Source organism: Streptomyces kanasensis, from assembly GCF_043077165.1.
In the GTDB taxonomy this organism is placed as follows: domain Bacteria; phylum Actinomycetota; class Actinomycetes; order Streptomycetales; family Streptomycetaceae; genus Streptomyces; species Streptomyces changanensis.
Genome location: NZ_JBIBSF010000005.1, coordinates 321,765 through 345,981, shown reverse-complemented (window position 1 = coordinate 345,981; position 24,217 = coordinate 321,765). Strand labels below are relative to the sequence as shown.

Annotated in this window: 19 protein-coding genes and 1 tRNA gene; 9 read left to right on the top strand and 11 right to left on the bottom strand. The window is 73.7% G+C overall.

Annotated elements, in window-relative coordinates; translation table 11 throughout:
- Window positions 1-119: 119 nt before the first annotated feature.
- On the top strand, window positions 120-680 hold the full coding sequence (locus ACF053_RS15565; protein WP_391954369.1) for a MarR family winged helix-turn-helix transcriptional regulator: 561 nt from the start codon (window positions 120-122) through the stop codon (window positions 678-680).
- Window positions 681-794: 114 nt separating this feature from the next.
- Here ACF053_RS15565 and ACF053_RS15560 read toward each other — a convergent pair whose 3' ends face one another.
- On the bottom strand, window positions 795-2,333 hold the full coding sequence (locus ACF053_RS15560) for an MFS transporter (RefSeq protein ID WP_391954368.1): 1,539 nt from the start codon (window positions 2,331-2,333) through the stop codon (window positions 795-797).
- Between the two features lie 316 nt (window positions 2,334-2,649).
- Window positions 2,650-3,414 (bottom strand): TetR/AcrR family transcriptional regulator, encoded by a 765-nt coding sequence (locus ACF053_RS15555; RefSeq protein ID WP_391954515.1) that lies wholly within the window; start codon window positions 3,412-3,414, stop codon window positions 2,650-2,652.
- A 302-nt stretch (window positions 3,415-3,716) separates the two neighbouring features.
- On the opposite strand from ACF053_RS15555, the gene ACF053_RS15550 reads away from it, so the two are divergent.
- Window positions 3,717-5,027, top strand: coding sequence for a M6 family metalloprotease domain-containing protein (locus ACF053_RS15550; protein WP_391954367.1), 1,311 nt, complete (start codon window positions 3,717-3,719; stop codon window positions 5,025-5,027).
- Window positions 5,028-5,149: 122 nt separating this feature from the next.
- On the opposite strand, the gene ACF053_RS15545 is transcribed toward ACF053_RS15550, so the two are convergent.
- A complete protein-coding gene (locus ACF053_RS15545; protein ID WP_391954366.1) occupies window positions 5,150-6,925 on the bottom strand; it encodes a class I adenylate-forming enzyme family protein in 1,776 nt (591 codons plus the stop codon).
- A gap of 127 nt (window positions 6,926-7,052) precedes the next feature.
- Between ACF053_RS15545 and ACF053_RS15540 the strand changes: the two genes are divergently transcribed.
- A tRNA-Arg gene (locus ACF053_RS15540) sits at window positions 7,053-7,128 on the top strand.
- 69 nt (window positions 7,129-7,197) lie between these two features.
- Window positions 7,198-7,410 (top strand): DUF7660 family protein, encoded by a 213-nt coding sequence (locus ACF053_RS15535; RefSeq protein WP_391954365.1) that lies wholly within the window; start codon window positions 7,198-7,200, stop codon window positions 7,408-7,410.
- 33 nt (window positions 7,411-7,443) lie between these two features.
- Here the strand turns inward: ACF053_RS15535 and ACF053_RS15530 are convergent, their stop codons facing one another.
- The 3 genes from ACF053_RS15530 to ACF053_RS15520 form a co-directional block, all read right to left on the bottom strand.
- Window positions 7,444-8,250, bottom strand: a complete 807-nt coding sequence (locus tag ACF053_RS15530; RefSeq protein WP_391954364.1) for a hypothetical protein — start codon at window positions 8,248-8,250, stop codon at window positions 7,444-7,446.
- 476 nt (window positions 8,251-8,726) lie between these two features.
- Window positions 8,727-11,120: a non-reducing end alpha-L-arabinofuranosidase family hydrolase gene (locus tag ACF053_RS15525; protein ID WP_391954363.1), complete on the bottom strand. Its 2,394-nt coding sequence runs from the start codon at window positions 11,118-11,120 to the stop codon at window positions 8,727-8,729.
- A 762-nt stretch (window positions 11,121-11,882) separates the two neighbouring features.
- A complete protein-coding gene (locus tag ACF053_RS15520; RefSeq protein ID WP_391954362.1) occupies window positions 11,883-13,436 on the bottom strand; it encodes a sigma-70 family RNA polymerase sigma factor in 1,554 nt (517 codons plus the stop codon).
- 521 nt (window positions 13,437-13,957) lie between these two features.
- Between ACF053_RS15520 and ACF053_RS15515 the strand changes: the two genes are divergently transcribed.
- From ACF053_RS15515 to ACF053_RS15505, 3 genes are all read left to right on the top strand, one after another.
- A complete protein-coding gene (locus ACF053_RS15515) occupies window positions 13,958-16,582 on the top strand; it encodes an RICIN domain-containing protein (RefSeq protein ID WP_391954361.1) in 2,625 nt (874 codons plus the stop codon).
- A 247-nt stretch (window positions 16,583-16,829) separates the two neighbouring features.
- Window positions 16,830-18,068, top strand: coding sequence for an MFS transporter (locus tag ACF053_RS15510; RefSeq protein WP_391954360.1), 1,239 nt, complete (start codon window positions 16,830-16,832; stop codon window positions 18,066-18,068).
- A 49-nt stretch (window positions 18,069-18,117) separates the two neighbouring features.
- Window positions 18,118-18,342: a cold-shock protein gene (locus ACF053_RS15505; RefSeq protein WP_391954359.1), complete on the top strand. Its 225-nt coding sequence runs from the start codon at window positions 18,118-18,120 to the stop codon at window positions 18,340-18,342.
- On the opposite strand, the gene ACF053_RS15500 is transcribed toward ACF053_RS15505, so the two are convergent.
- The 3 genes from ACF053_RS15500 to ACF053_RS15490 are packed head-to-tail and all read right to left on the bottom strand — an operon-like array spanning window position 18,317 to window position 18,998.
- On the bottom strand, window positions 18,317-18,568 hold the full coding sequence (locus ACF053_RS15500; RefSeq protein ID WP_391954358.1) for a hypothetical protein: 252 nt from the start codon (window positions 18,566-18,568) through the stop codon (window positions 18,317-18,319). The two genes, ACF053_RS15505 and ACF053_RS15500, sit on opposite strands and share 26 nt — an antisense overlap.
- Window positions 18,565-18,729, bottom strand: coding sequence for a hypothetical protein (locus ACF053_RS15495; RefSeq protein ID WP_391954357.1), 165 nt, complete (start codon window positions 18,727-18,729; stop codon window positions 18,565-18,567). The genes ACF053_RS15500 and ACF053_RS15495 overlap by 4 nt, the downstream gene beginning before the upstream one ends.
- Complete coding sequence (locus ACF053_RS15490; RefSeq protein WP_391954356.1) at window positions 18,726-18,998, bottom strand: hypothetical protein; 273 nt, start codon at window positions 18,996-18,998, stop codon at window positions 18,726-18,728. Before ACF053_RS15490 ends, ACF053_RS15495 begins: the two co-directional genes overlap by 4 nt.
- 146 nt (window positions 18,999-19,144) lie before the next feature.
- Here ACF053_RS15490 and ACF053_RS15485 point away from each other — a divergent pair, with 146 nt between their 5' ends.
- The gene (locus ACF053_RS15485) at window positions 19,145-19,996 is read left to right on the top strand and encodes a helix-turn-helix domain-containing protein (protein ID WP_391954355.1); all 852 of its coding nucleotides are present in this window, start codon (window positions 19,145-19,147) and stop codon (window positions 19,994-19,996) included.
- Window positions 19,997-20,012: 16 nt separating this feature from the next.
- Entirely contained in the window at window positions 20,013-20,567 is a 555-nt protein-coding gene (cyaB, locus tag ACF053_RS15480; RefSeq protein ID WP_391954354.1) for a class IV adenylate cyclase, read from the top strand.
- Window positions 20,568-20,909: 342 nt separating this feature from the next.
- Here cyaB and ACF053_RS15475 read toward each other — a convergent pair whose 3' ends face one another.
- Entirely contained in the window at window positions 20,910-21,701 is a 792-nt protein-coding gene (locus ACF053_RS15475) for a DUF4232 domain-containing protein (protein WP_391954353.1), read from the bottom strand.
- Between the two features lie 690 nt (window positions 21,702-22,391).
- Window positions 22,392-24,002: an MFS transporter gene (locus ACF053_RS15470; RefSeq protein WP_391954352.1), complete on the bottom strand. Its 1,611-nt coding sequence runs from the start codon at window positions 24,000-24,002 to the stop codon at window positions 22,392-22,394.
- Window positions 24,003-24,217: the final 215 nt, after the last annotated feature.

Below are 24,217 nucleotides of genomic sequence, written 5' to 3'. Positions count from 1 at the left end.
AGCGGGAGATGGAGGTGGGGGTGGAGTGAGGGAGAGAACAGCTTGAAAGTTCAAGCTCCTAGCTGGCCACCACGGTAACGCCATCTAGTTTAATCTTCAAGAAGAAGTAGAGTGGATATATGAACACTGCATCCATCGACGGGGATGGCGCACCGGGTGACGACGCGGCCCGGGGCCCGGGGGGCGTGGCCACGGACGGGCCGCGCTGGCTGACCGACCGCGAACAGCGCGTGTGGCGGTCGTACGTGCACGCCACCATGCTCCTGGAGGACCACCTCGACCGGCAGCTCCAGCGCGACGCGGGGATGCCGCACATCTACTACGGGCTGCTCGTGCAGCTCTCCCAGGCGCCCCGCCGCCGGATGCGGATGACCGAGCTGGCGAAGGGCGCGAAGATCACCCGGTCGCGACTCTCGCACGCCGTCGCCCGCCTGGAGCGGAGCGGCTGGGTCCGCCGCGAGGACTGCCCGTCGGACAAGCGCGGGCAGAACGCCTTCCTGACGGACGAGGGCTTCGCGGTGCTGCAGCGCAGCGCGCCGGGCCACGTCGAGGCGGTGCGGCAGGCGATGTTCGACCGGCTCACGCCCGAACAGGTCGACCAGCTCGGCGCCATCATGCGGGCCGTCGCCGACGGCCTGGAGCCGTCGGACCCGAACGCGGACCTGCCCTGGCTCCGCTGACGCGGACACCAGGGCAGGTGACGGATGGGGCGGAGGGGAGTGCGGCTGGCACGGGCCGCCGGCCGGGAGCCGTGACGGGCCCGGACGCGGGCCCGGGGGTCGCGCCCGGTGCCGTCAGTGCGCCAGGACCGGCACCGGGACCGCGTCCCCGTCGCCCGGCGCGCCGTCCCCGCCGCCCTTCGGCGGTGCGAGGTCCGGCCGGCCCGTCGTGACGAGGGTCAGCGCGATGGCCGCGGCGACGACGAGGATGCCGACCGCCCACCAGATGGCGGCCGTGTACCCCTCCACCATCGACTCCAGCAGGACGAGCCGCTGCGCCTGCGGCGACGTCGCGGACGCGGCGTGGGCCGCGACGTACGCGGTGGTCGCGGAGGCGGCGATCGTGTTGAGCAGCGCCGTGCCGATGGCCCCGCCGACCTGCTGCGAGGTGTTCACCATCGCCGAGGCCACCCCGGCGTCACGCGGCTCGACGCCGTGCGTGGAGAGCGACATGGCCGGCATGAACGCCGTGCCCATGCCCAGGCCGAGGAGCAGCTGCGCGGGGAGGATCAGCCCCGCGTACGAGGAATCGATCTCCAACCGGGTCAGCAGCAGCATGCCGACGGCGGCCACGAGGAAGCCCGGCCCCATCAGCAACCGCGGCGGGACGCGGGTCATCAGACGCGTGCCGATCTGCGTCGAGCCGGTGATCATGCCGACGACCATCGGCAGGAACGCGAAGCCGGTCTTCAGCGGCGAGTAGCCCTTCACCACCTGGAGGTAGTAGGTGAGGAAGAGGAACAGGCCGAACATCGCGATCACCGCGAGGCCCAGGGAGAGGTAGACGCCGCCGCGGTTGCGCTCGGTCATCACGCGCAGCGGCAGCAGCGGGTTGCGGACCTTCGCCTCGACCGCGACGAACGAGAGCAGCAGCAGCACCGACGCGGCGAACACCAGCAGCGTCCCGGTCTCGGTCCAGCCGTGCGACTCGGCGCGCGTGAACCCGTACACGAGGGCGACCAGGCCGAACGTGGACAGGAGGACGCCGGGGACGTCGAGCGGCGAGCGGTTGCGGCTGCCGGCCGGCTCACGGATCACGAAGTAGGCGCCCAGCGCGGCGACGACCGCGAAGGGGATGTTGACGTAGAACGTCCAGCGCCAGTCCAGGTACTCGGTGAGGAAACCGCCCAGGATCAGGCCGACCGCGCCCCCGCCGCCGGCGATGGCGCCGTAGATGCCGAACGCCTTGGCGCGCTCGCGGGCGTCGGTGAACATCACGGCGAGCAGCGACAGGGCGGCGGGCGCGAGGAGCGCGCCGAACACGCCCTGCAGGGCGCGCGAGCCGAGCATCATGGCCTCGCCGGTGGCGGCACCGCCGAGCGCGGACGCGGCGGCGAAGCCGAGGAGGCCCACCACGAAGGTCCGCTTGCGCCCCCACAGGTCGGCGATCCGGCCGCCGAACAGCAGCAGTCCGCCGAAGGCGAGGGCGTACGCGGTGATGACCCACTGGCGGTTGCCGTCGGAGATGCCCAGGTCCTGCTGGGCGGAGGGCAGCGCGATGTTCACGATGGTCGCGTCGAGCACCACCATGAGCTGGGCCAGGGCTATGAAGACGAGCGCCTTCCAGCGGCTCGGATCGGGCAGCACGCCGGCTGCTTCGGGGGTTCTCGACATGGGTGTGGCCACCTAATGGGTCGTCAGCACGGAAAGAGGAAGGAGGTGGGGCGGGCGGAGCACGGCGGTACGGATGCGTCCGGTGGTGCCTGTGGTGCCAGTGCGGGTGGTACTGGTGTGGGCGGTACGGGTGGTGCCGGTGTGGGTCCGTACGTCTCGCGGGCCGTACGTCGTGCGCGGTCGGGCGCGCGTCGTACGGCGTGCGGGGCGCACGGGGGCCTGCGGGCGTGCGGATCGTGCGGTAGGTCCTGCGGGTCGTGCGTGGGCGTACGCCGCGTACGGGGTCGTGCGTGGCGGTACGGGATCGTGGTGGGCGTCAGCGGTCGTGCCGGCGCAGGCCCTCCAGGGTCGCGGGGGTCCCGGGCAGCGGGGAGCGGCCGGGGGCCTCCAGGCCGTCGAGGAGGAGCTGCAGGTGGCGGTGGACGAACTGGTCGTTGTCCGGGCAGGCGGTGCCCGGCAGGGGGCGGGTGAGCTGGGACAGCGCGACGAGCAGGTCGCCGACGGCGACGTCGGCGCGGAGCCGGCCGGCCGCCTGCGCCCGCCGGAAGAGCCCCTGGACGGCCTCCTCCAGCCGGCCGCGCGCGGCGGCGATCCCCGGCTCGTCGTGGTCGAAGGTGCCGGAGAGCATCGGGCACAGGGCACCGAACCGCTCGTCGGCCGCCTCGTGCGCGAAGCGCCGGACCGCGTGGAACGTGTCGGCCTCCTCCGCCGCGGCCCGCTCGGCGCTGTGCGTGATGCGGGCCATGACGGAGACGACGACCTCGTGGGCGAGGGCGGTGCGGTCCGGGAAGTGCCGGTAGAGCGTGGCGTTGCCGACGCCGGCCCGGCGGGCGATCTCGTCGAGCGGCGCGTCCGCGCCGGACTCGACGAACATCTCACGGGCGGCCGTGACGATCCGCTCGCGGTTGCGCAGGGCGTCCGCCCGCGGCCGCGGCGCCCGCCGCCCGGCCCCGACACCGCACCCGGCGGAAGTGGAATCCGCGGCAGGCGCGGAAGCCGTGCCGGACGCGGAAGCCGCGCCGGTCGGGGAAGAGGAGGTGGTCCCCGTCGCGGGCCCGGTCGCCGGGGTGGCGGACGTCATGGCGGTCACGGTCGGACTCCCTCTCCTCGTACGGTCTCGTGCGGTCTCTTGCGGGCCGCGGCTCGGCCTCGGCTCGGCTGCGACTCGGCTCCGTCGTGCCTCCCGATGCCTGGTGGTGGCCCGTTCGGCGGAGCCGTGGCAACCGGGGAGGAGCTCCCCGCTTACCGGCGGCACCCATGCAAACGGGGAGGCCGTCCCCGGTTATTTCCCGCCCGCCTGTGACCCGCGTCACCCGAATGCCCGGGTACCACGATCGGGCCACCCGGCGGGCGCCCCCCGAGCACCCGGCAGACGCTGTGGACATGCAGCAGCCGACCAGCCGACGACGGCGAATACGCAGGACTGCCGCGATCGGAACCGTCACCGCCCTCTCCGTGGCGGCCCTCGCCACGGCGAGTTCCACCCAGGGCCCCGTCCCCGCGACGGCGGGCCCCTCCGCCGCCGAGCCCGCCTCGGACGCCCTCACCCCCCGCGCGTCCGGTACGGCCGAGCTCGCCGCGTGCCGCATCGGCCCGGCCCCGGACGTGCAGATGTCCGAGGGCGTCCCCACCCCGGCCGGCTACGCCCGCTCCACCGGCGTGGTCCGCGCCCTCAACCTGATGATCGACTTCCCGGACGCGGTCGGCGACGGCCCGGCGATGCGGCGGTTCGCGGAGTTCTTCCCGCAGACCTCCGACTGGTTCCGCACCAGCTCCTACGGGCGGCTGCGCTACGTCCCGTACGCGCCGCTGACGGGTTGGCTGCGCATGCCGCTGCCGTTCGAGGCGTACGGGATCGACCGCGGCGCGCCGTACGAGCCCGGGTACCGCAAGCTGGTCGAGCACATCGTGGAGGCCGCCGACGAGCGGGTCGACTTCAGCGCCTACGACCTGGTCAACGTCCTGGTCACGCCCAACGCCGGCCCGTCGGCCCTCGACACCGTCCTGTCCGTCACCTTCTCCGGCAACACGGAGGCGCCCCGCGCGGACGGGGTGGCGCTGTCCAACACGTCCTTCGTGTACAGCCGCCAGGACGACGGGTCCGGCTCCTTCGAGGAGACCGGCTTCCGGGTGCTGCCGCACGAGAACGGCCACGTGTTCGGCCTGCCCGACCTGTACACGCCCGAGGGCGGGGCGGCCGTCGGCCACTGGGACATCATGTCCGAGGACTGGGGGGCCAACAACGACCTGCTGGGCTGGCACAAGTGGAAGCTGGGCTGGCTCGACGCCGGGCAGGTGCGCTGCGTCGAGGCGCCCGGCACCCACGAGTTCGCCCTCACGCCGCTGGCCCGGTCGGGGCGCGGCGCGAAACTGCTGGTCGTACCGACGGGCCGCCGCTCCGGGTACGCGGTCGAGGTCCGCGTCCGGGAGGGCAACGACGAGGCGGTGTGCGAGCCGGGCGTGCTCGTCTACCGGGTACGGACGGACGTCGACACCGGTCAGGGCCCGGTGACCGTCGCGGACAGCGAGGGCGGCAGCGGCGGGTGCACGCGCCGGCCCAACGTGCACGCGGAGCTGTCCGACGCGCCGTACGGGCCGGGTGAGACGTTCCAGGACCGGACGGGCCGGATCGCGGTGACCGTGGTCGCGAAGGAGCGGGACGGCTCGTACCGCGTCCGCGTCACGCGCGGCTGAGCCCGGGCGGCACGCGGCGGTGCACACCAGGTCACGGCAGGACACGGCAGGACACGGCAGGACGCGGCAGGTCAGCAGGTCAGCAGGTCAGCAGGTCAGCAGGTCACGGCAGGTACCGCGGGTCACACCCCGCCGAAGCGCTCCCGCAGCACGTCCTTGAGGACCTTGCCCGCGGCGTTGCGGGGCAGCGGGTCCGCCACGAAGTGGACGTGCGCCGGCACCTTGAACGCCGCCAGCCCCCGCCCCACGTGCGCCCGCAGCGCGTCGGCGGTGACCGCGTCGCCGCCCGGGACGTCCCGGAGCCGGACGACCGCGGCGACCTCCTCGCCCAGCACCGGGTGCGGGACGCCCAGCACGGCGGCGTCGGCGACCCGGGGGTGCGCGTGCAGCGCGGCCTCCACCTCGACGCAGTACACGTTCTCACCGCCGCGGATCACCACGTCCTTGAGGCGGTCCACGATGTCGACCCGCCCGTCCTCCCGCACCACGGCGAGGTCCCCGGTCCGCAGCCACCCGTCGGCCGTGAACGCCTCCGCGGTCGCCGCCTCGTCGCGCCAGTATCCGCGCACCAGGCTCTGCCCGCGCAGCAGCAGCTCGCCGACCTCCCCGTCCGGCAGCGGCACGCCGTCGGGCCCGGCGACCCGGACCTCCGTGACGGGGGTCGGCCGGCCCGCGCTGCCGGGGCGGCGGCGGTACGCCTCGCCGTAGTGCGCGAGGACCCCGCCGCAGGTCTCGGTGAGGCCGTAGCCGTTGCGGGGCTCGATGCGCGTGCCGTACTCCTCCGTGAGGCGGCGGACGATCTCGGGCGGCGCTGCCGCCCCGCCGGTACCGAAGTTGGTGAGCGTGTCGAGTCCCGCGCCGCCCGCCGCGTCGAGCAGCTGCAGGGCGGTCGCGGGAACGCCGGCGTAGTGGGTGACGCGGTGGCGGGCGATGAGCTCCAGCGCCCGGTCGGGGTCCCACCGGCGCATGGACAGCAGCGTGCCGCCCGCGGCCATGACGGCGTACACGGAGGTGAAGGCGGCGGCGTGGAAGTAGGGGAACGTCGTCAGCGACACCGGCGGCCTCCCCCGCCCCGGTACGTCCCCGCGCTCCAGGGCCGCGGCGGCCGCCTGGTAGCGCGGGTTCAGCGCGGCGGCGACCTGGGCCCGGTGCGTGGCGACGGCGCCCTTGGGGCGGCCGGTGGTGCCGGAGGTGTACAGGATGGTGGCGTCGTCGTCGGGCCGGACGTCCACGGCGGGCGGCGCGGCGCTCCCCGCCCCGACCCCGCGCCCGGTGTCACCCCCGCCGCCGTACCCGACACCCTGCCCGGCGGCGTACCCCGGGGCCGGTCCAGCGGCGTGGTCGGCGACGTCCCCGGAGACGTCACGGGCGGTCGGTACCTCGTCGAAGCCGACGCGGGGCACGTCGTTGCGCCGCGCCCAGTCCGCCACCCGCCCGGCCCGCTCGCCGTCCGCGAGGATCACCCGCGGCGCGCAGTCGTCCAGGGCGTACGCGCACTCGTCCGCCGTCCACCAGGCGTTCAGCGGTACGGCGACGAGTCCGGCGAGCTGCGCCGCCCAGAAGGCGACCTGCCATTGGGGCTGGTTGCACCCCGCGATGACCGCCCGGTCCCCGGGCCGCAGACCGAACGCGTCGGTGAGGCGCGTCGCGAGCCGGCAGGCGGCGAGCAGGAACTCCCGGTACGTGTAGGACGTCCCCGCCCGGTCACCGGCACCGTCATGGTCGTCGAGGAGGAACACCGCGTCGCCGAACGCCCACGTCGCCTCCGCGAACTCCCGCAACGTCCGCGGCCCGGCGACGTACTCCAGCCGCCCGTCCGCCCCCCGCCGCACGGCGAACGGCGCCCCGGGCGCGGTCAGCAGGGCCTCGGCCCGCGAAGAACTCTCGACGTACGACACGCCGGGACGCTACAGGAACCCCGCCCGCGGGCACCGTGACGGCCACCACGGCGGCCCCGCATCCGCGCCGACGCCCGACACCCCCACCCGCTACACTGTCGGCGGCGGCCCGGCCCGCCATGATCACGCCTCAGTAGCTCAGGGGATAGAGCACCGCTCTCCTAAAGCGGGTGTCGCAGGTTCGAATCCTGCCTGGGGCACCAGGGAAAAGACCTCCCCTTGACGTTGAGGGGAGGTCTTTGACATCCAGGACCGACATCAACAGCGCTGTCATGACGAACCCTCTGGCAGCCGCCGACCGCGTTGACGACCGAGAAGCCTTCATCGCCTTTCCGGCGCGCCTTCGGACGGACCATGCGGAGCACGGCGACGCTTGGGAGAACGGAACGCTGGACGCCTTTCTGGACGGTCTGGAAGTCCGGGTCTCGGACGCGCCCGGGTGGTACGGCAGCCACGGGCACGATCTACCTGCACGCGGCGCTTGACCGGGTCATCAGAGAATCCACCGACCTCAGCTGTCAGTGGCAGTCGAAGCGCCAGTCCCATGGGAGCCCGGGGCACTGGTGGCAGTGGAAGAAGTAGACACCGCCGCAGTCGCCCAACTGCATGTCGCCGGTGATGGTCAGGAGGTGCTCCATGCGGTGTCCGCTCTCGCAGTCCGGCCAGTCGGCAGGCTGCGTCCAGGCGGGCCAGCCGCCGACCTTCGTCCCGATGATGTTGGAGTCGGCCGGCCACATGGAGCCGCCCGTCGGCGACCGGAGACGAGGTTCCCATGTCTCCCACATGTCCTTGGGCAGATCGAGCCACCTCGGACAGTCCTCCGCAGTGATCGGGGACAACGTGGACGGCTCTGGCATGTGGTCCTCGTCGTACTCCCCCTCGCTCACCCCGGGGATCTCGGACAGCAGCCCTCCAGCCACGACCTCCGCCTCGTTGCGCCAGTACAGCTGCGGCATCACCGGCCCGGGATCCTGCTCATGTATCAGCGCGCACCACACCAGCTGTAGCAGATCCTTGCCCTCCGGGAATCCCGAACCCGGCACATCCCGGGCGAACAGCTGGAGGATCGGCACCATGGGCACCGCGCCCGGGACAATCCGGGTGCGGTTGCGCCAGTCGGACCCGTACGTCCAGTGGTCTTCCTGCGCGCAGTACGGCCACGGCTCGTCCGCCGGCCACAGCAACGCGCCTCCCAGCGAGCTCTCCCGCACTCCAGGGTCACCGGGTTGTGGGTTGAGGAGGGTGGTCTCCCGGGCAAGGCCCGCGTACTCCGGTATCAGGGTGCGCAGGTCCTTCGCGGGCAGCTCGGGTGTGTCTCCGGGCATCGTGGCTCCTCATGGCGTACGGACATCGGCGGAACGCTGCGGGCACGTTAGTACGTGCCACCGACAACCCCACCTGCAGACCTCGCCGCTCGAGGACAGCCGTTTCAGCAGGTCACAGCCCCAAGTGGAAGTGGGCGGACCGTCCGGACGACCCGCTGGAGCCCTGTCCGCACCCCCAGCTCTTCCGGTCCTGACATCCACGGCTGACATCAACGAAGGCGCACAGCCGCATCCGCCAGCGACTCCACGCAGCGGTCGGGTGCCCCGTCGGACGCGGGGCGCACCGCCCTTGATCGAACGCCTGAAGCGGGTGTCGCAGGTTCGAATCCTGCCTGGGGCACAGAGCGTAAGGCCCCGGACCGGTCACGGTCCGGGGCCTTCGGCGTCGTCAGCGGATGGGATCGCCCGTGCCGGGGGCCGCTCGTCGCCGTTGCGGCGGGTCGCCCGGCATCGCGGTCACGGTCGGACCGGGCCGGTCAGCGCCGCAGGGTGAGGACGCCCGGCCGGTAGGGCAGCGCGTCGTAGGGGCCGCCCGCGGTGGGGGACTTGCCCTGGTAGAGGAACTGCAGGTTGCAGGGGTCGATGGTCATCGTCTGGTCGGGGTTGGTGCGGACCAGGTCACCGTGGCTGATGTCGTTGGTCCAGGTGGCACCGCTGTTGGCCTTGCCCGCGAAGGGGTTGCTCTCGCTGGCGGCCTGCGGGGTCCACGCGCCGTCCAGGCTGGAGGCCGTGAACGAGCGGAAGTAGCGCCCCTTCGCACCCCTCGCCTCGACGATCATGAGGTACTGGTTCCGGCCCTGGACCTTGTAGACCTGCACCGCCTCGAACAGGTTGTCCGCCGTGTCGCTCATGACCGTCGTGTACGACGAGCCGAAGGAGCCGGGGAAGTTCCCGATCGGCATGCTCGCCCGGTAGATCTTGCCGTTGTCACCGGCGAAGAACAGGTACATGTTCCGGTCGTCGGCGATCAGCGTCTGGTCGATCGGCCCGGTGGGCGAGCCGGGGATGCTGCCCGTGAACAGCGGCTTCGGCGCGGACCAGCCGTTGGGGTTGGTGGGGTCGCTCGACGTGCGGTAGATGAAGGGCCACGAGCCCCACTGGTACGCCATCACCCAGATGCTCCTGGGCGCGAAGTGGAACAGCGTGGGCGCCACCGTGGGCTGGCCCATGCCGGTCTGGCGGGCCGACGCCATGTCCGACCAGTTCGCGAAGGGACTGAACATCATCGAGCCGTACGACGATCCCGTCGCGCTCGACGCGTAGACCAGGTGCTTGCCGTTGTGCACCACGTGGGTGAAGTCCTTCACCGCGGCCCAGCCGTGCGCCGGCTGCGCCAGTGGGCCCGTCGACGTCCACCGGTACGAGGACGGAAGGGCACACGGACCGCCCGAGGACGGCGTCGTCCGGGTCGGCGTCGGGGTCGGCGTCCCGGACGGGCCGGTCCACTTCTGGTTGCCGCCGCCGGACCAGCAGGCGTGCAGCTGGATCCTGGTGCGGTTGGCGGTGCCCGCCCCGACGGCGTCGAGGCACAGCCCGGACTTGACGCCCGTGATCGTGCCGTCGGTGTTGACGTTCCACTGCTGGCCGGCGCCGCCGTCGCAGTCCCCGATGACCACCGCGGTGCCGTTGCCGGTGCCGTTGGCCCGGGCGCCCAGGCACTTGTTGCCGTAGATCATCAACTGCTTGCCGGGGGTGTGCGTCCAGCGCTGGTTGGCCTGTCCGTTGCAGTCCCACAGCTGCGCCTGGGTGCCGTTGGCGGTGGTGGAGCCGTCGATGTCGATGCACCGACCGGAGGCCACGCCCTTGATCTCCCCGGTACCGGTCCTGCCGGTGGAGGTACCGGGAGCGTTGCCGGGCGCGTTCTTGAAGGCGTTCACGACCGCGGTGTGGGCCGGCTTGGGGTTGCCGCCGGCGTCGAACAGCAGGGGCCTCTCGTCGCTGCGCCAGGAGTCGCTGTCCCGGATTCCCCATACCGTGATGCCGGTGCACCGGGCCACGGCCAGGCAGGCCCTGACCGTGTCGGCGTAGTGGGTGGGCGACGCCCCGGCGATGTCCAGCTCGGTGATCTGCACGTCGACGCCCAGGGCGGCGAAGTTCGCCAAGGTGGTCCGGAAGCCGGACGGCGGGCCGCCGGTGCCGAAGTGGCTCTGGAACCCGACGCAGTCGATCGGCACGCCGCGGGACCTGAAGTCCTTCACCATCCTGTAGACGCCCTGGGTCTTGGCGTCCGACCAGTTCTCGATGTTGTAGTCGTTGTAGCAGAGCTTGGCCGAGGGGTCGGCCGCCCGGGCGGTGCGGAACGCCTCCTCGATGAAGCCGCCGCCCAGCACGTCCCGGAACACCGAGCTGCGGTGCTGGGTGGAGCCGTCGGCGAACGCCTCGTTGACCACGTCCCAGGCGTAGACCTTGCCCTTGTAGCGGGTCATCAAGGTGGTGATGTGGTGGTTCATCACGCCGCGCAGGGTGTTCGCGTCGCGGATGGAGTCGACCCAGGACGGCAGCTGCCGGTGCCAGACCGGGGTGTGGCCGCGCAGGCGCTGGCCGCGGGCCAGGGCACGGTCGACGATCTTGTCGGCGGGGCCGAAGGTGAACTTGCCGCGGGACGGCTGGATGGCGTCCCACTTCATCTCGTTCTCCGGGGTGATCATGTTGAACTCCCGGTCCGCCATCGCGGCGTACGTCGGGTCGCCGAGCCTGCCGGCGGCCACGGCGGTGCCGAAGTACCTGCCCGAGGGGGCCGCCTGCGTGCTCAGGTTCGCGGCTCCGGCCGAGTTGGGGAGGAACGTCACGACACCGGCCACCATCGCCGCGGCCGTCAGTCCTGTCGCCAGGGTCCGGCGACGCCGGCCGAGCCGGTGCAGGCCCTTCATGATTCTCCTCGGTGGTCGCGGGTCACCCCGGGCTCCGTGAACGTGGGCGCGGCGGCCGATACGGCCTGCTCCACCGTGGGGCGGGCGCGGTGGTGCGGGACGGGTGGCCGTTCCTGCGTCCCGGTCGCCCGGGGTTCGTGGGTGCGTGGCGTCATGGGTGGGGCCTTCTTCAGGGGATACGTCAACGGGCTGGTTCGGAGCGCCCGCCCCGCCGGCACGATGGTGAGCGGCGGGAAGGGCGCCCCACGTATGGGAGGCCCCCGGGTCCGCGCTCCCGTAACGGAAAATCCGCGCCGCCCGGGGGATCGCCCGGTGATGCATCTCGCAGGAGGAAAGCGTTATGCCGGGCCCTTCCGTCCGGCCGTCCCGGTGGAGGGGGCGCGCGCGTTGATCACCGATGGACGTGGCAGGGGTGCCGGTGCCGGTGCCGGCGAGCGACCTTCGGCCCGGCAGCGGCAGCGGCAGCGGCAGCGGCAGCGGCAGCGGCAGCGGCAGCGGCAGCGGTCGATGATTCCGGAGCGGAGCCGAGTCCGGCGCGGAGCCGAGTCCGGCGCGGGACTCGGCCCCCTGCCTGTGCCGGGCCGTACCGGTGCGGGTGCCGGGCCGGGCCGTACCGGTGCAGGTGCGGGTGCCGTGCCGCTGCCGGTACCGGCACGGGTGCCGTGCCGCTGCCGGCGTGAAGCGGCGTGGTGCGCGGGGTCGTGGTGCCGGGGCACCTGCTGTCACCGCGCGACGCGGGCCGACGTGTTCAGGGAGCGGTTCTCACGCCCGGGCCCCGCGCACGATGAAGGACGCCTGGCCGGCGAAGGCCCGGGTGCCGTCGGAACCGTCGAGCCAGACGCCACCGTCGCGGTGGCGGACGACCGATCCGGGGTAGTTGTGCGCGTGCAGGGTCACCGACCCGGTGACCGCCCCGGGCCGCGGACAGAAGGTGGCGTCCTCACGGAACAGTTCGCTGCCGTCGTCGGAGCTCAGCCGTAGCCGCAGGTAGTGATGGCGCAGGTAGCGGCCGTCCGCGGCGCGTAAGGTGACGCACCGCGTGTCGGCCAGCCCCCGGATGACCGTGAAGGTGACCCGCTGCCGGGTCCGCGCGCTGTCGGCCGCCGAGACCCGGCCGAGCGTCGCGAACTCGCCGGCATACGTGAGGTACAGGCCGGGTTCGTCCACGGACTCCAGCGACTGTGGGCCCAGCGGAACGGTGCCCGCGGCGGCGGACGGGCTCTCCGGGGACGGTCCGGCCGGTGGGGTGGCGCGCGACGGGGTCGGCGTGGGACCGCCGACCGTGGGAGCGGCGGTGACCCCGGGCACCCGATGCGTCGGTTCGGGCCAGGACGCGTAGGTGGCGGTCCCGGCGATGAGCACCGCGCCGGTGGCGAGGCCCACCAGCGGATGAGCGGTCACCGCGTGGAGTTTGCCGATCAGCGAACCGTGGAGGCCGCCTCCCCCCGTCGCCGTGCCGACGGCGACGTGCGCCGTGGTCAGCCCGGCGGCGCTCGCGGCCGTACCCGACACCAGGCCCTTGGCGGCCAGCGCCGCAATGAGGCCGGTCGGGACGGCCAGTGGCGCGATGCTGAGGAGCAGCCGTTCGGCCGGAACCCGTTCGGTCGTCGTCGCCAGGCAGAGCGGGCAGTCGCGGGTGTGCCGCGCGATCCGCTTGCGCCACACCGATGAACGCAGACCGTCCCAGCCGACGACCGTCTCGTCCAACTGCGGGCAGCGCGGGTCCGCCTCCAGCGCGGCGACGATCGTCCGGCTCAGTTCCAGCTGCTCGCGCATGCGCTGCAGGCGTACCCCGGCGTGGGCGACGCTCAGCCCCATCGCGGCGGCGACCTCGTTGCGACTCAGCGAACCGGCGCACTCCTGCCACCACAGCGACAGCAGCACCCGATGGTCCGGGTCGAGCCACCGGCCGGCTTCGACGACCCGACGGCGCTCGTCCGACAGGTGCAGACGCAGGATCGTCGCGTCCTCGAGTTCGGCGCCGGCGTCCGGCGTCCGGTGCGCCTCGTCGATGATCGTGGTCCGGTCGGCGGCGGTGCGCTGCCGGTGCCAGTGGGTGTTGATCTGGCGGAGCGTGATCGCCACGAGCCAGGACCGGAAGCTCTCCGGGGCGCGCAGGGCGGGCAGGTCGCGCACCGCGCGCAGGAGGGTCTCCTGGACGACGTCGTCGACGTCGGCATGTCCTCTCAGCGCCCGCCCGACGATGTTGTAGAGCAACGGCAGGTACGCGGCGATCAGCTCCTCGCGCGCCCGAGCGTCCCCGGCCTGCGCCGCGACGACCAGTTCCGCGTGGTGTTCCGCGTCCATGAGCCCCATCCCACCTCCCTCAAGGGAAGATCCGCCGAGTACGGCGCCACACCCTAGCGGCGGCGGGAGAACGCGGCCAAAGCCGCGCCCCGGGTCGGCGGACCGGCCGGCGCGCCGACGCGGAGCGCCCGGTACCGCGCGTGGCGGGCCTGGCGGTGGCGATCCCGGGCCGGCCGTCTCCCGGCTCAGGGCGACCGGCCCCCGGGCCGCCGCCGTCCCGACCGGCGCCGTCCCGACCGGTGCGTACCGACCGGCGCCGTCCCGGCCGGCGCGTACCGACCGGTGCGTACCGACCGGCGCCGTCCCGGCCGGCGCGTACCGACGCGGTGTCAGCCGGCCGGCCCGCACGGCGAGACGGTCAGGTGCGGGGCTGACGTCCGTCCCGCACGGCTCACCGGCATCCCCCGAGCCACCGTGGTTGCCGGCCCAGGGCAACCCTTCGCGGGGTCGGTGACCACAAGGAGTCGGATCCGGCCGTTCCCGGTGGTCGGTTCCCCTTTCCTCCGGCGCATGCAAGGAGCACACCCCCCATGAGAGAACCCACGAAGAGCGGGCGCCGCGGGCGTCACCGCCGCCGCTGGACCGCGACCGGTCTTCTGCTCGGCGTCCCCGCCCTCGTCGTGCCGTATCTGCTGTTCGTGCAGGACGACTCGCGGGCCGCGACGGTCGACGGCGACGCCTACTACCGGCTGGTCTCCGTGCACAGCGGCAAGGTGCTGGACGTCAACGGGTTCTCCACCGCCGACGGCACCCGTGTCCAGCAGTGGACCGACCAGAACACCGCCAACCAGCAGTGGCGGCTGAGGCCCACCGGGGACGGCTACCACGAGCTGGTGAACCGCAACAGCGGCAAGGTGCTGGGCATCGCCGGTGACTCGACCGCCGACAGGGCCGCCGCCGAGCAGCAGACCGACAGCTCCTCCACCGCCCAGGAGTGGCGGATCGACGGGGTGGGCGGTTCCGACGCCGTCACCTTCACCTCCCGCAGGAGCGGCCGGGTCCTGGACGTCTCCGGAAGCTCCACGGCCGACGGCGCGGCAGTCGTCCAGTACCACGGCAAGGGCAGCACCAACCAGCAGTGGAAGCTGGTGAAGACGGCCGAGCCCCGGGCGGCCGGGACCGGACCGTACGTGTGGCGCAACGCTCAGGTGGTGGGCGGCGGTTACGTCACCGGGCTGGTGTTCAACCCGCGTGAGAAGGGCCTGCTGTACGCGCGCACCGACATGGGCGGTGCCTACCGCTGGGACACCGCGGCCGAGCAGTGGATCCCGCTGACCGACTGGGTCGGCGAGAAGGACTGGAACCTGCTGGGCATCGACTCGGTGGCCACCGACCCCGTCGACCCCAAGCGGCTCTACCTCGGGGCGGGCACCTACACCAACGATTGGGCGGGCAACGGCGCGATCCTGCGTTCCACGGACCGGGGCCGCACCTTCCAGCGCACCGATCTGCCCTTCAAGCTGGGCGCCAACGAGGACGGCCGCGGAGCGGGCGAACGGCTGGCGATCGATCCCGCGAACAACGGCACGCTGCTGCTGGGCACCCGCAAGAACGGCCTGTGGCGCAGCACCGACCACGGCGCGACGTGGCGACAGGTCTCCTCGTTCCCCGTCAAGGACGGGGCGGGCAGCGGCGCGGGCATCGCCTTCGTGACGTACGGCCCGGCCGGCAGCCGGACCGTCTACGTCGGCGTCGCCGACAAGTCCACCTCCCTGTACCGCTCCACCGACGGCGGCAGCACCTGGCGGGCCGTACCCGGGCAGCCCACCGGTCAGATGCCGCAGCACGGCGTGCTCTCCGGTGACGGCTCGCTGTACCTGACGTACGCCGACTCCGTCGGACCCAACGGCGCGAAGGCCGGTTCGGTGTGGAAGTACGCCCCGGCCGGCGGGGCGTGGAAGAACGTCTCCCCGTCCCGCGGCAGCTACGGGTTCTCCGGTCTGGCCGTCGACCCGCGGAAGCCGTCCACCGTGATGGTCACCACCCTCGACCGCTGGTGGCCCGAGGACGAGGTGTACCGGACCACCGACGGCGGCACGACCTGGAAGGCACTGGCCGCGACGTCGGTGCGGGACGCCTCCGCCGCTCCCTACGTCGGTACCGGCGTCGGGCACTGGATGACCGCCCTGGCCATCGATCCCTTCGACTCCGGGCACGTGCTCTACGGCACCGGCAGCGGCATCTGGCGCAGCAAGGACGCCACCGCCACCGACAGCGGCCGTACCAGCCACTGGACCGTGGGGGCGCGGGGGCTGGAGGAGACCGCGCTGTTCGACGCGATCGCCCCGCCCGGCGGCGCCGCCGTCGTCACCGCCATGGGCGACCTGGGCGGTTTCCGCCACGACTCCCTGACCAAGGTGCCCGCGGGGCGGCTGGACAACCCGATGATGATCACCAGCACCGACCTCGACTTCGCCCAGGCGAACCCCTCGGTGATGGTCCGCGTCGGCCGTGGCGGCAAGCAGGACGGCGCCTACTCCACCGACGGCGGCAACAGCTGGCACGGCTTCAGGACGGAGCCGGTGGGCAGCGCCGACAGCGGCCACGTCGCCCTCGCGGCGGACGGCTCCGCCATCGTGTGGACCCAGGCCGGCCAGGTCCCGTACCGCTCGACCGACAGGGGGGCGAGCTGGTCGAAGGTCAGCGGCCTGGGCACCGGCGCCGTGGTCGTCGCCGACCGCGCCTCGGCCAGGACCTTCTACGCGCTGTCCGGCGGCACGCTCCACGCCAGCACCGATGGCGGCGCGACCTTCACGGCCCGCGCCACGAACCTGCCCGCCGGCAAGCTCACGGCCGTCCCCGGCGTCGCCGGGGACCTGTGGATCGCCGGCGGCGGCACGGGGCTGCTGCACTCCACCGACGGCGGCCGCACCTTCACCCCGCTGAACACCGTGCGGTCCGCCTCCGCCGTCGGCTTCGGCAAGGCCGCGCCCGGCGCGGACTACCAGGCCCTGTACCTGATCGGTACCGTCAAGGACGTCACCGGCGTCTTCCGCTCCACCGACAGGGGCGCCACCTGGTTCCGCGTGAACGACGACGCCCACCAGTGGGGCAGCATCGGCGGTACCGGCGTCATCACCGGCGACCCCGACACCTACGGGCGCGTCTACGTCGGCACCAACGGACGCGGCCTCCAGTACGGCGACCCGTCCTGACCCCGACGCCCGAGCGGGGCCGCGGGCACTGCCCGCGGCCCCGCGAGCTCCGCCCACGTGTCCCGAGCGCGCCCGCACGACAGGGGGGCGGCCTCGACCTCTCCGCCCGGCAGGATGGTGGCGTCCTGGACACGGCCGGTGCCGTGCCGGCGGTGGTCCCCGGGGGGAGGCGGCCCGGTACGCCGCCGGCGGACCGGATCGCCACCGCGTTGGTCGACCGGCCCGTACGGGCCGTGGGGAGGTGACGGTGTTCTCCGTTCTGCGGGTACCCAAGCTCGGGCGGGTGTGGGCGGGGCAGTTCGTCAGCATGGTCGGCGACGGCGTGTACACCGTCACCGTCTCCCTGTACCTGTTGCACCGGGACGACGCGCCGCGGGCGCTGGGCACGCTGCTCGCGGCGACCGCGCTCGGCGGCATCGTCACGCTCGTCCTCGGCGGCGCCGTGGCGGACCGGGCGCGTCGCTCGCTGGTGATCTGTGCGGCCGACCTGCTGCGGATCCTCGGCGTCGCCTCCCTGCTCCTCGCGGGCCCGGATGCCTCGATCGGGCTCCTGGCCGTCCTGGGGCTCGTCTTCGGCTGCGGGGCCGGTGTCCACCGCCCCGCGTACACCGCGCTCATCGCCCAGCTGGCCGGGCGGGACCGGCGGCGTGAGGCATCGGCGCTGCGCGCGGCCACCAGCCGCTTCACGGGCGTCATCGGACCCGTCACCGGCGGAGCGGTCGCCGCCGCCTCGTCACCGGGGGCGGGGCTGCTGATCAACATGGTCACCTTCGTGTTCAGCATGGCGACGCTGGTGCGCCTGGACGAACCGCCCCCCGGCCCACCCGCCGACGGCTCCGCGAGGGCCGGGCTGGTACGGGAGGCGCTGGACGGCGTCGCGTACGTCCGCGGTCGTGGCTGGATGCTCGCCGTCATGCTGCAGGGCACGGCACAGGCCGCGCTGGTCATCGCCCCCATGGCGGTGGTGGTGCCGCTCGTCATGGGCGGCCGCGGGCCGGCGGCGCTCGGCCTCGTCACCAGCGCGACGGCGTGCGGCGCGCTGGTGGCCACGCTCGCCGCCCCGCGCATCCGTTCCCGCCGGGCCGGAAACGTCGCCATGCTCGGCCTGCTGTGCGAGCTGCCGCAGATCGTCACCGTGTGGGCGGGGGCACCCACCGCGTGGGTGGTCCTGTGCGGCGCCTTCGCCGGGGCGGGTGCTTCCGTGTTCGCGGTCCTGTGGGGCGCCGCTCTCCAGGAGAGGACCCCGGACGGCATGCTCGGCCGGGTGTACGCCCTCGACGCCCTCCTCACCCAGGCCCTCGTGCCGGTGTGCGTGGCGGCGGCGGGCTTCCTGCTGGGCGTGCTGTCCCCCGCCGCGCTCACCGCTTTCGCCGGGTGCGCCCTGATCCTCACCGTGGTCGCCGTCCTGCCCGTCCCGGGCGTCTCCACCCTCGGCTCGCCGACGGAGCGGGAGCCGGCGGTGACGCGGTCCGGGACGGCGCCGTGACGGTGGGGCGGCCCCCGGCGCGGGGGCGGGGGCGTCGTAGGGTCGCCCCATGGTGAACGCGACGGTCCGTGAGTGGCGGGACGAGGAGGGGTGGGGGGTGCTCGACTCCCCTGAGACGCCCGGGGGTTGCTTCGGGCACTACTCCGCCATCGAGAAGCCGGGCTTCCGCACCCTGGCGCCGGGGCAGCGGGTCGAGCTGACCTGGGAGGCGCCCGGCTTCCGGCAGGACGGCTACGACTACCGCGCGCTCACCATCGTCCCCCTGACCTCCTGACGCCGCGGGTCTCGTGGCAGGTCGGGCAGGAGCGCGGCCACCAGGCGATGAGCGGGCCGCCCCACGGCGGGCGGTAGTGCTGTTCGCCGAGGCCGACGGCGGCGTCCCCGGTCAGCGGCGCCCCGCAGTACACGCAGTCGCGGCCACGGCGGCGGCCCGCGGTGAGCGCCTCCACGTCGGGTACGCCGTCCAGCGTCGACGCGGGCCAGTACTGGCTCTCGATCACTGCCGCGTCCTCCCTTCCGCGCACCGCGCGCAGGAGCACGGCGGGTAGGCGAGTCCGTCGGGGGGTGGCGGGGCGTCGGGCTCGTACTCGCGCCGGTCCCTGACGGTGGTCGTCGTACCGTCCGAGTGGACGAGGTACACCCGCAGGGAGATCCCGCTCACCGGGCGGCCCCCTCGCAGAGGACGTAGGGGCGTACCGGGGAACCCGTCTCGATCAGGACGTGCGGCCGGGCGGCCGCCCTGGGGAGGTGCACCGCGACGGGTGTGGCCGGAGGGGCGGTGTGGGGGCGTCGGAGTCCCGCGCCCGCCTGCGGGTGGGGACGGGTGATCGACGTCGTCGTGCGCCGGAACGCGGGCGGCACGGGGGCGGGGCGGCGCCGGATCGTCAGGGCGGCCCTCAGGCGGCGGAGTGTCTGGCGTAAAGCGGTCATGGAGGTTCCTCGTGATCGACCGGACCGTAGCGTGTGACGGTTCCACCTCAGGATCCGGTGACACAGTGTGTCGCCCCAATACCCCACCGGTAATCTCACGGTGGGATGACCTGCCATCCCGTTCGGGCATATCCGGGGGCTTCACCATGTCGACCGCACTGGAACCGATCGAGCTGCCGGACTGGGCCTGGGAGCGCGCCGACGTCCGTCGGGCCTTACAGGCGCGCGACATGGGGGCGGTGTTCAGATACGTCCAGCAGTATGCCGGAGCCAGCCAGGCACGCATCGCCACAGCTGCGGGCATGACTCAGGCGCGCGTCAACGAGATCATCAACGGACGCCGCGAGGTGTCCCGGCTCGATGTGTACGAGCGGATCGCGGACGGCCTGCGGATGCCCGACGGTGCACGCCACCTGCTCGGTCTCGCTGCCGGCAAGGAACAGCGCACCGGTGAAGCCGCGTGTGACCTTGCGGCCTTCCCCGAGGTCGTGCGCGTGTACGGGGCTCAGAGCTCCGCGGCTCCGGAGATCCGGCAGCAGGCGCGGGAGGCGCGGGAGTTGGACGTGCTGGCTGTCCGTGGTCTCGGGCTGATCGGGTTGAACGACTCGCTCCTGCGGACATGCCTGGCTCGGGAGCAGGGGGGCAAGGGCCTCTCCGTCCGGGTGGCCCTGCTCGATCCGGATTCGCCGGCGCTCGCACGGCGTGCGGCCGAGATCGGCGAGTCCGCCGAGTCCCTGGCCGGTGGCGTGCGCCTGGCCGAGTCACGTCTACGAGAACTCGCCAACGTCTGCGACGTGAGCGTGTACCGGTATCGGACGCTGCCCACTTGGCGCGTGATCCGCACGGGCGCCACGATGTTCGTCGGCGCCTTCGACACCGGTTGGGAGGGTCACGAGTCGGCCACTTACAAGGTCATGGAAACGCCGCACGGCCCCCTGTTCCGGGGGTTCCGGCGCATGTTCGAGACGGTCATCGGCGAGGCTCGGCGCACGGTCTGAAAGGGATGGGGACAGCGTGATCGAGGCGGAGTTGAAGGCTCGGGTGCACGCACCCGAGTCGGTACAGCAGCAGCTCGACGAGTGGGCGACGGCTCGGGTCGAGACCTACCGCGACACGTACTACGACCGACCCGAAGGCTTACTGGAGAAAGCCGATCAGGAGCTGAGGGTGCGGACGGTACACGGCACCGAGAGTTCCCGAACCGTGGTCACGTTCAAGGACGCCGCGGTCGACCAGGAGTCCGGGTCCAAGCCTGAGCACGAGACGGTCGTGGCGGACGCCGACGCGGCGCACGCGATCCTCCGGGGCCTGGGGCACGTCGAGGTGATCGCCTTCGAGAAGCAGTGTCGCAACTACGAGTTCCGGGCACGCGGTCGGCAGGTACTCGCGACGCTCGTCGTCGTGCCGGAGATCGACGGGACGTTCCTGGAGGTCGAGACGCTCGTCGACGCGGACGAAGTGGCCGCCGCGCTGGCCGACATTCGTACGATCCTGGCCGATTTGGGCATCGGGCCGGAGGACCTGACACGCGAGACCTACACCGGCGCTGTAGCGGCCCAGCGCCACTGACATCCGGCCGCGTACCCCCCGGCCTCCGCGGATGGCGAAACTCCCGGCCGAACGTCCGTGGTCCCCGAGTGGTCACGGCGGCTCGGTATCGGGTACGACGAGCACCCCCGCGGGCCGGGGCTCGCGGGGGGCGGGGCGGGTGGCCGGGGGGCGCCCAGCGGTGAAGGGTGGCCGGTCCGGCCGACGGTGGGGGTCTTCGGGTGGACGAACGGTATCCCCGGCGGGGGACGGCGGACTCCCGGGTCGAGGACCGGGTGTCGATGCGGGACGGGCCGCCGTACACGGGGTGTCCGGCACGCGCCGGACGTCCTCCGAGTGGCGGCTCGGTCCCGCTGTCGGAGGTCAGTAGGACGTGGCGTCCTCGAAGCTCTCCGTCCAGTGCATGACCCGGGCGTCGTCGGTGAGGTACGTGCCGGACGGGAGGGTCAGCTGCACGGACGGGCCGGTGGAGCCCGCGCCGTTAGCGGACGCGAAGTGGACGCCGAGGCGGGACGCGGTGCGGCCGTTGACCTCGCCGCCGGTGCGCTCGCCCATCAACACGACGGAGGCGTACGCGGACCCACCCGGGGCGAGCCGGATGACGCTCTGCTGGCGGGTCGAGTCGTCGACGGCGGTCGGGGCGTGCGCCTGGTCGAAGCGCAGGTACGGCGCGGCGTGGAGGTCGCAGGGCGCCGAGCCCTTGTTGGTGGCGGTGAGCAGCAGGTGGTTGATGGGGCGGACGGGGCGCTGTACGACGACGCGGGTGTTGGCGCCGGTGCAGGTGGCGACGGCCGCGGCGGCGGTCTTGCCGCCGTTCGGCCGGTGGGCGGTGGGCATGCCGCCGGTGGCCTGCCGGTCAGCGGCGGCGCTGCCCGCCGCGGGGGCGGAGGGCGCGGCCGTACCGGGCGTACCGGAGCCGTCCGTGGAGGAACCACCGGGGACCCGGGGGGTGCCGGTGGTGTCCCCGCCGGGCGACACGGGCGCGGTGGACGGTGCCGGGGCGGTCACGGCGGTGCCGGCCGGCACGGCGGACGCCGGGTCCTTCGACACCTCGGTGATACCGCAGGCGGACGTCGAGAGGGCCGCCGTCAGCAGGGCGGCGGCGATGGTGGTGCGGCGGATGCGGCTGGTGTGGGTGGTGATGGAAGTGCGCATGGTGAACAAGCCCCCGTTGGATGGTGCGTGTGTGATGGTGGTCGCGGCAGTGGCGCCGTCCGAGCGCGCCGGTTCCTGGCGGCCGTGGGGCCTCACGGCCCCGGTCGAGCCGGGGCGTCCGTCCGCCTCCGGTCGAGCGGCCCACCCGGTCCGGGCGGCGCTGCCCTCACTCTGCGGGGCCGCGCGCCGTTCCCGCCAGCCACCGGCGGGAACGGGGGACGCTGGAACGCCCGCACCCGCCCTGACCTGCGGAAAGGCGCAGTGCCTGGAACGCCTGCCTGGAACGGGGAAGCGGCGTGCCGACCGGGTACGGGCCGGGCACGGCCATGGGCCGGGCACGCCCATGGGCCGGGCACGCCCATGGGCCGGGCACGCCCACGGGTGCGGGCCGGCTACGGGCACGACGGTGGGATCGGCCCGGGTGCCGGGTGCCGCCGGGGCACGGGTGCGGGCCGGACACGGCGGCGGGAGCGGCCCGGCTGACGGGCGCGGGCGCGGGCCGGGCACGGCGGCGGGAGCGGCCCCGGTGCGGCCGGGGTGGGCCGGGTGCGGGCACGCGTCGGTGACGGGCCGCCGGGCCGTGGCACGCGGCTGGTGGCTGGTGGCCGTGGCGGGTCTGCGTCGGCGACGACCCGCGACCGGCGACGGTACGCCGGTACGCCGGTACGCCGGCGGGGCGGGGACGCGGCGTCAGTCGGCCGGGGCGGCGCAGGGGGTGCCGCGGGGGAAGAGGCCGTACGGCGACGCCAGCCGGTACACGCCCGGCGCGGGGGCCTCCAGCTCGGTCCACTCGTCCCCCTCCGCCGTCCGCGCGGACTTCCGCAGGCACGCGCGGCCCTCGGCGGGCAGCCGCTCGCCCCGCTCGTCCACCAGGGACAACCACGGCGAGTACGGGACCTTCACGCGTATCCGGCCGGGCCGGTCGACCCGCAGGGTGAGGGCGTCCGCCGCCGCCGCGTCGACCGTCGCCGACGGGCCGGCCAGGGGGCTCGCGCCGCGGACGGCGAACAGGCGCCAGTGGCCGTCGGACCACACCGGGTCCAGATAGGGCAGGCCGCGTTCGATCAGGACGGTCTCCTCCTCGGCGCCCGTGTCGGGCCTGCCGGTGGGGAGGACGACGTACCGCACGGCCCACCGGTCCAGCCAGGCTCGGTAGGTGCCGGCGTTCAGGGTGCCGTCGTAGAAGAGCGGGTTCCGCTCGATGTCGGCCTGGCGGTTCCAGCCGCGCGCGAGGCTCACGTGCGGGGCGAGCGCGCTGGACTCACGGTGGCTGCGGGCCGGGACGACCTCGACGCGGGTCCGCTCCGCGCCCCGGCGCTCCAGCTCGTCCAGGAGCGGCGCCGTCCGGCTCTCCCACGACGCGTGCGGCGTGGTCAGCCGCACGTCGTCGACGCTCTTGAAGCCGATCCACGCGTGGAACACCAGCAGGGCGGCGAGCAGCGCGTACCGGCCGCGCCGCGTCGCGTGCGGCAGCGCGGCGAGCAGCACCACGCCCGCGAACAGCATGGGCAACCGCGTGACGTTGGAACCGATCTGCGAGTCGACCAGCCACGTCAGCAGCGTCCCGGCCACGTACAGGCCCGCCGCGACGCGCACGGTCCGCCACGACGCCGGCACGAGCGCCAGGCACAGCGCGCCGAACACCACCGGCAGCAGCACCGTCCCGAACCCCATCGGCTGCGTACCGGAGAACGGGAACAGCAGCGCCGTCGCCGCGACGACCAGCACGGGCGGCACGCCCAGCGCGTACGCGGCGGGCCGCCGGCCGCGCAGGAACAGGGCGCCGGCCACCACCCCGAGGAACAGGCCCGCCACCGGGCTCGCGGCGGTCGCCGTACCGGCCAGGAGCGCGGCGGCGGCCGCCCGCGCGGCGCGGTGGCGGTGCCACCGGCGCGGCCAGGCGAAGACCGCGGCCGCCGCGCCGAGCGCGCACATCAGCCCGAGGCCGAAGGTGACCCGCCCGGACACGGCGTTGCACAGCAGCGCGAACACCGCGGCGAGCGCGCAGGCGAGGGGGTTGCGGACGGCGCGGGTCCGCACCAGGAGGAGGGCGGTGAGCGCCGCCGAGACCGTCCCGGCGGCCATCATCGTCGCCCGCACGCCGACCAGCGACATCACGTACGGCGACAGCACGCTGTACGACATCGTGTGCATGCCGCCGTACCAGGAGAGGTTGTACGCGGAGCCGGGGTGGCGGGTCGCGAAGTCCGCCCACGCGTCCTGCGCCGCGAGGTCGCCGCCGCTGTTGGCGACGGCGAGGAACCACAGGACGTGCAGCACGGCGGCCAGGGCGGTCGCCACCGCGACGGGGTGGGTGCGCAGCCGTCGCGGGTCCGCCGGCGCGGGGCGCTCGGATCCCGGACGCGCGGGCCCGCGGCGTGCGGACGGCACACGTGCGGCCGGCACCCGTGTGGGCGGCACGTGTATGCGGGCCACATGGGTGGGCGGCACGTGGGTGGGCGACGGGTGCGCGGACCGCACGTCCGGGCCCGGGCCTTCCGCGGTGGTCACTCCTC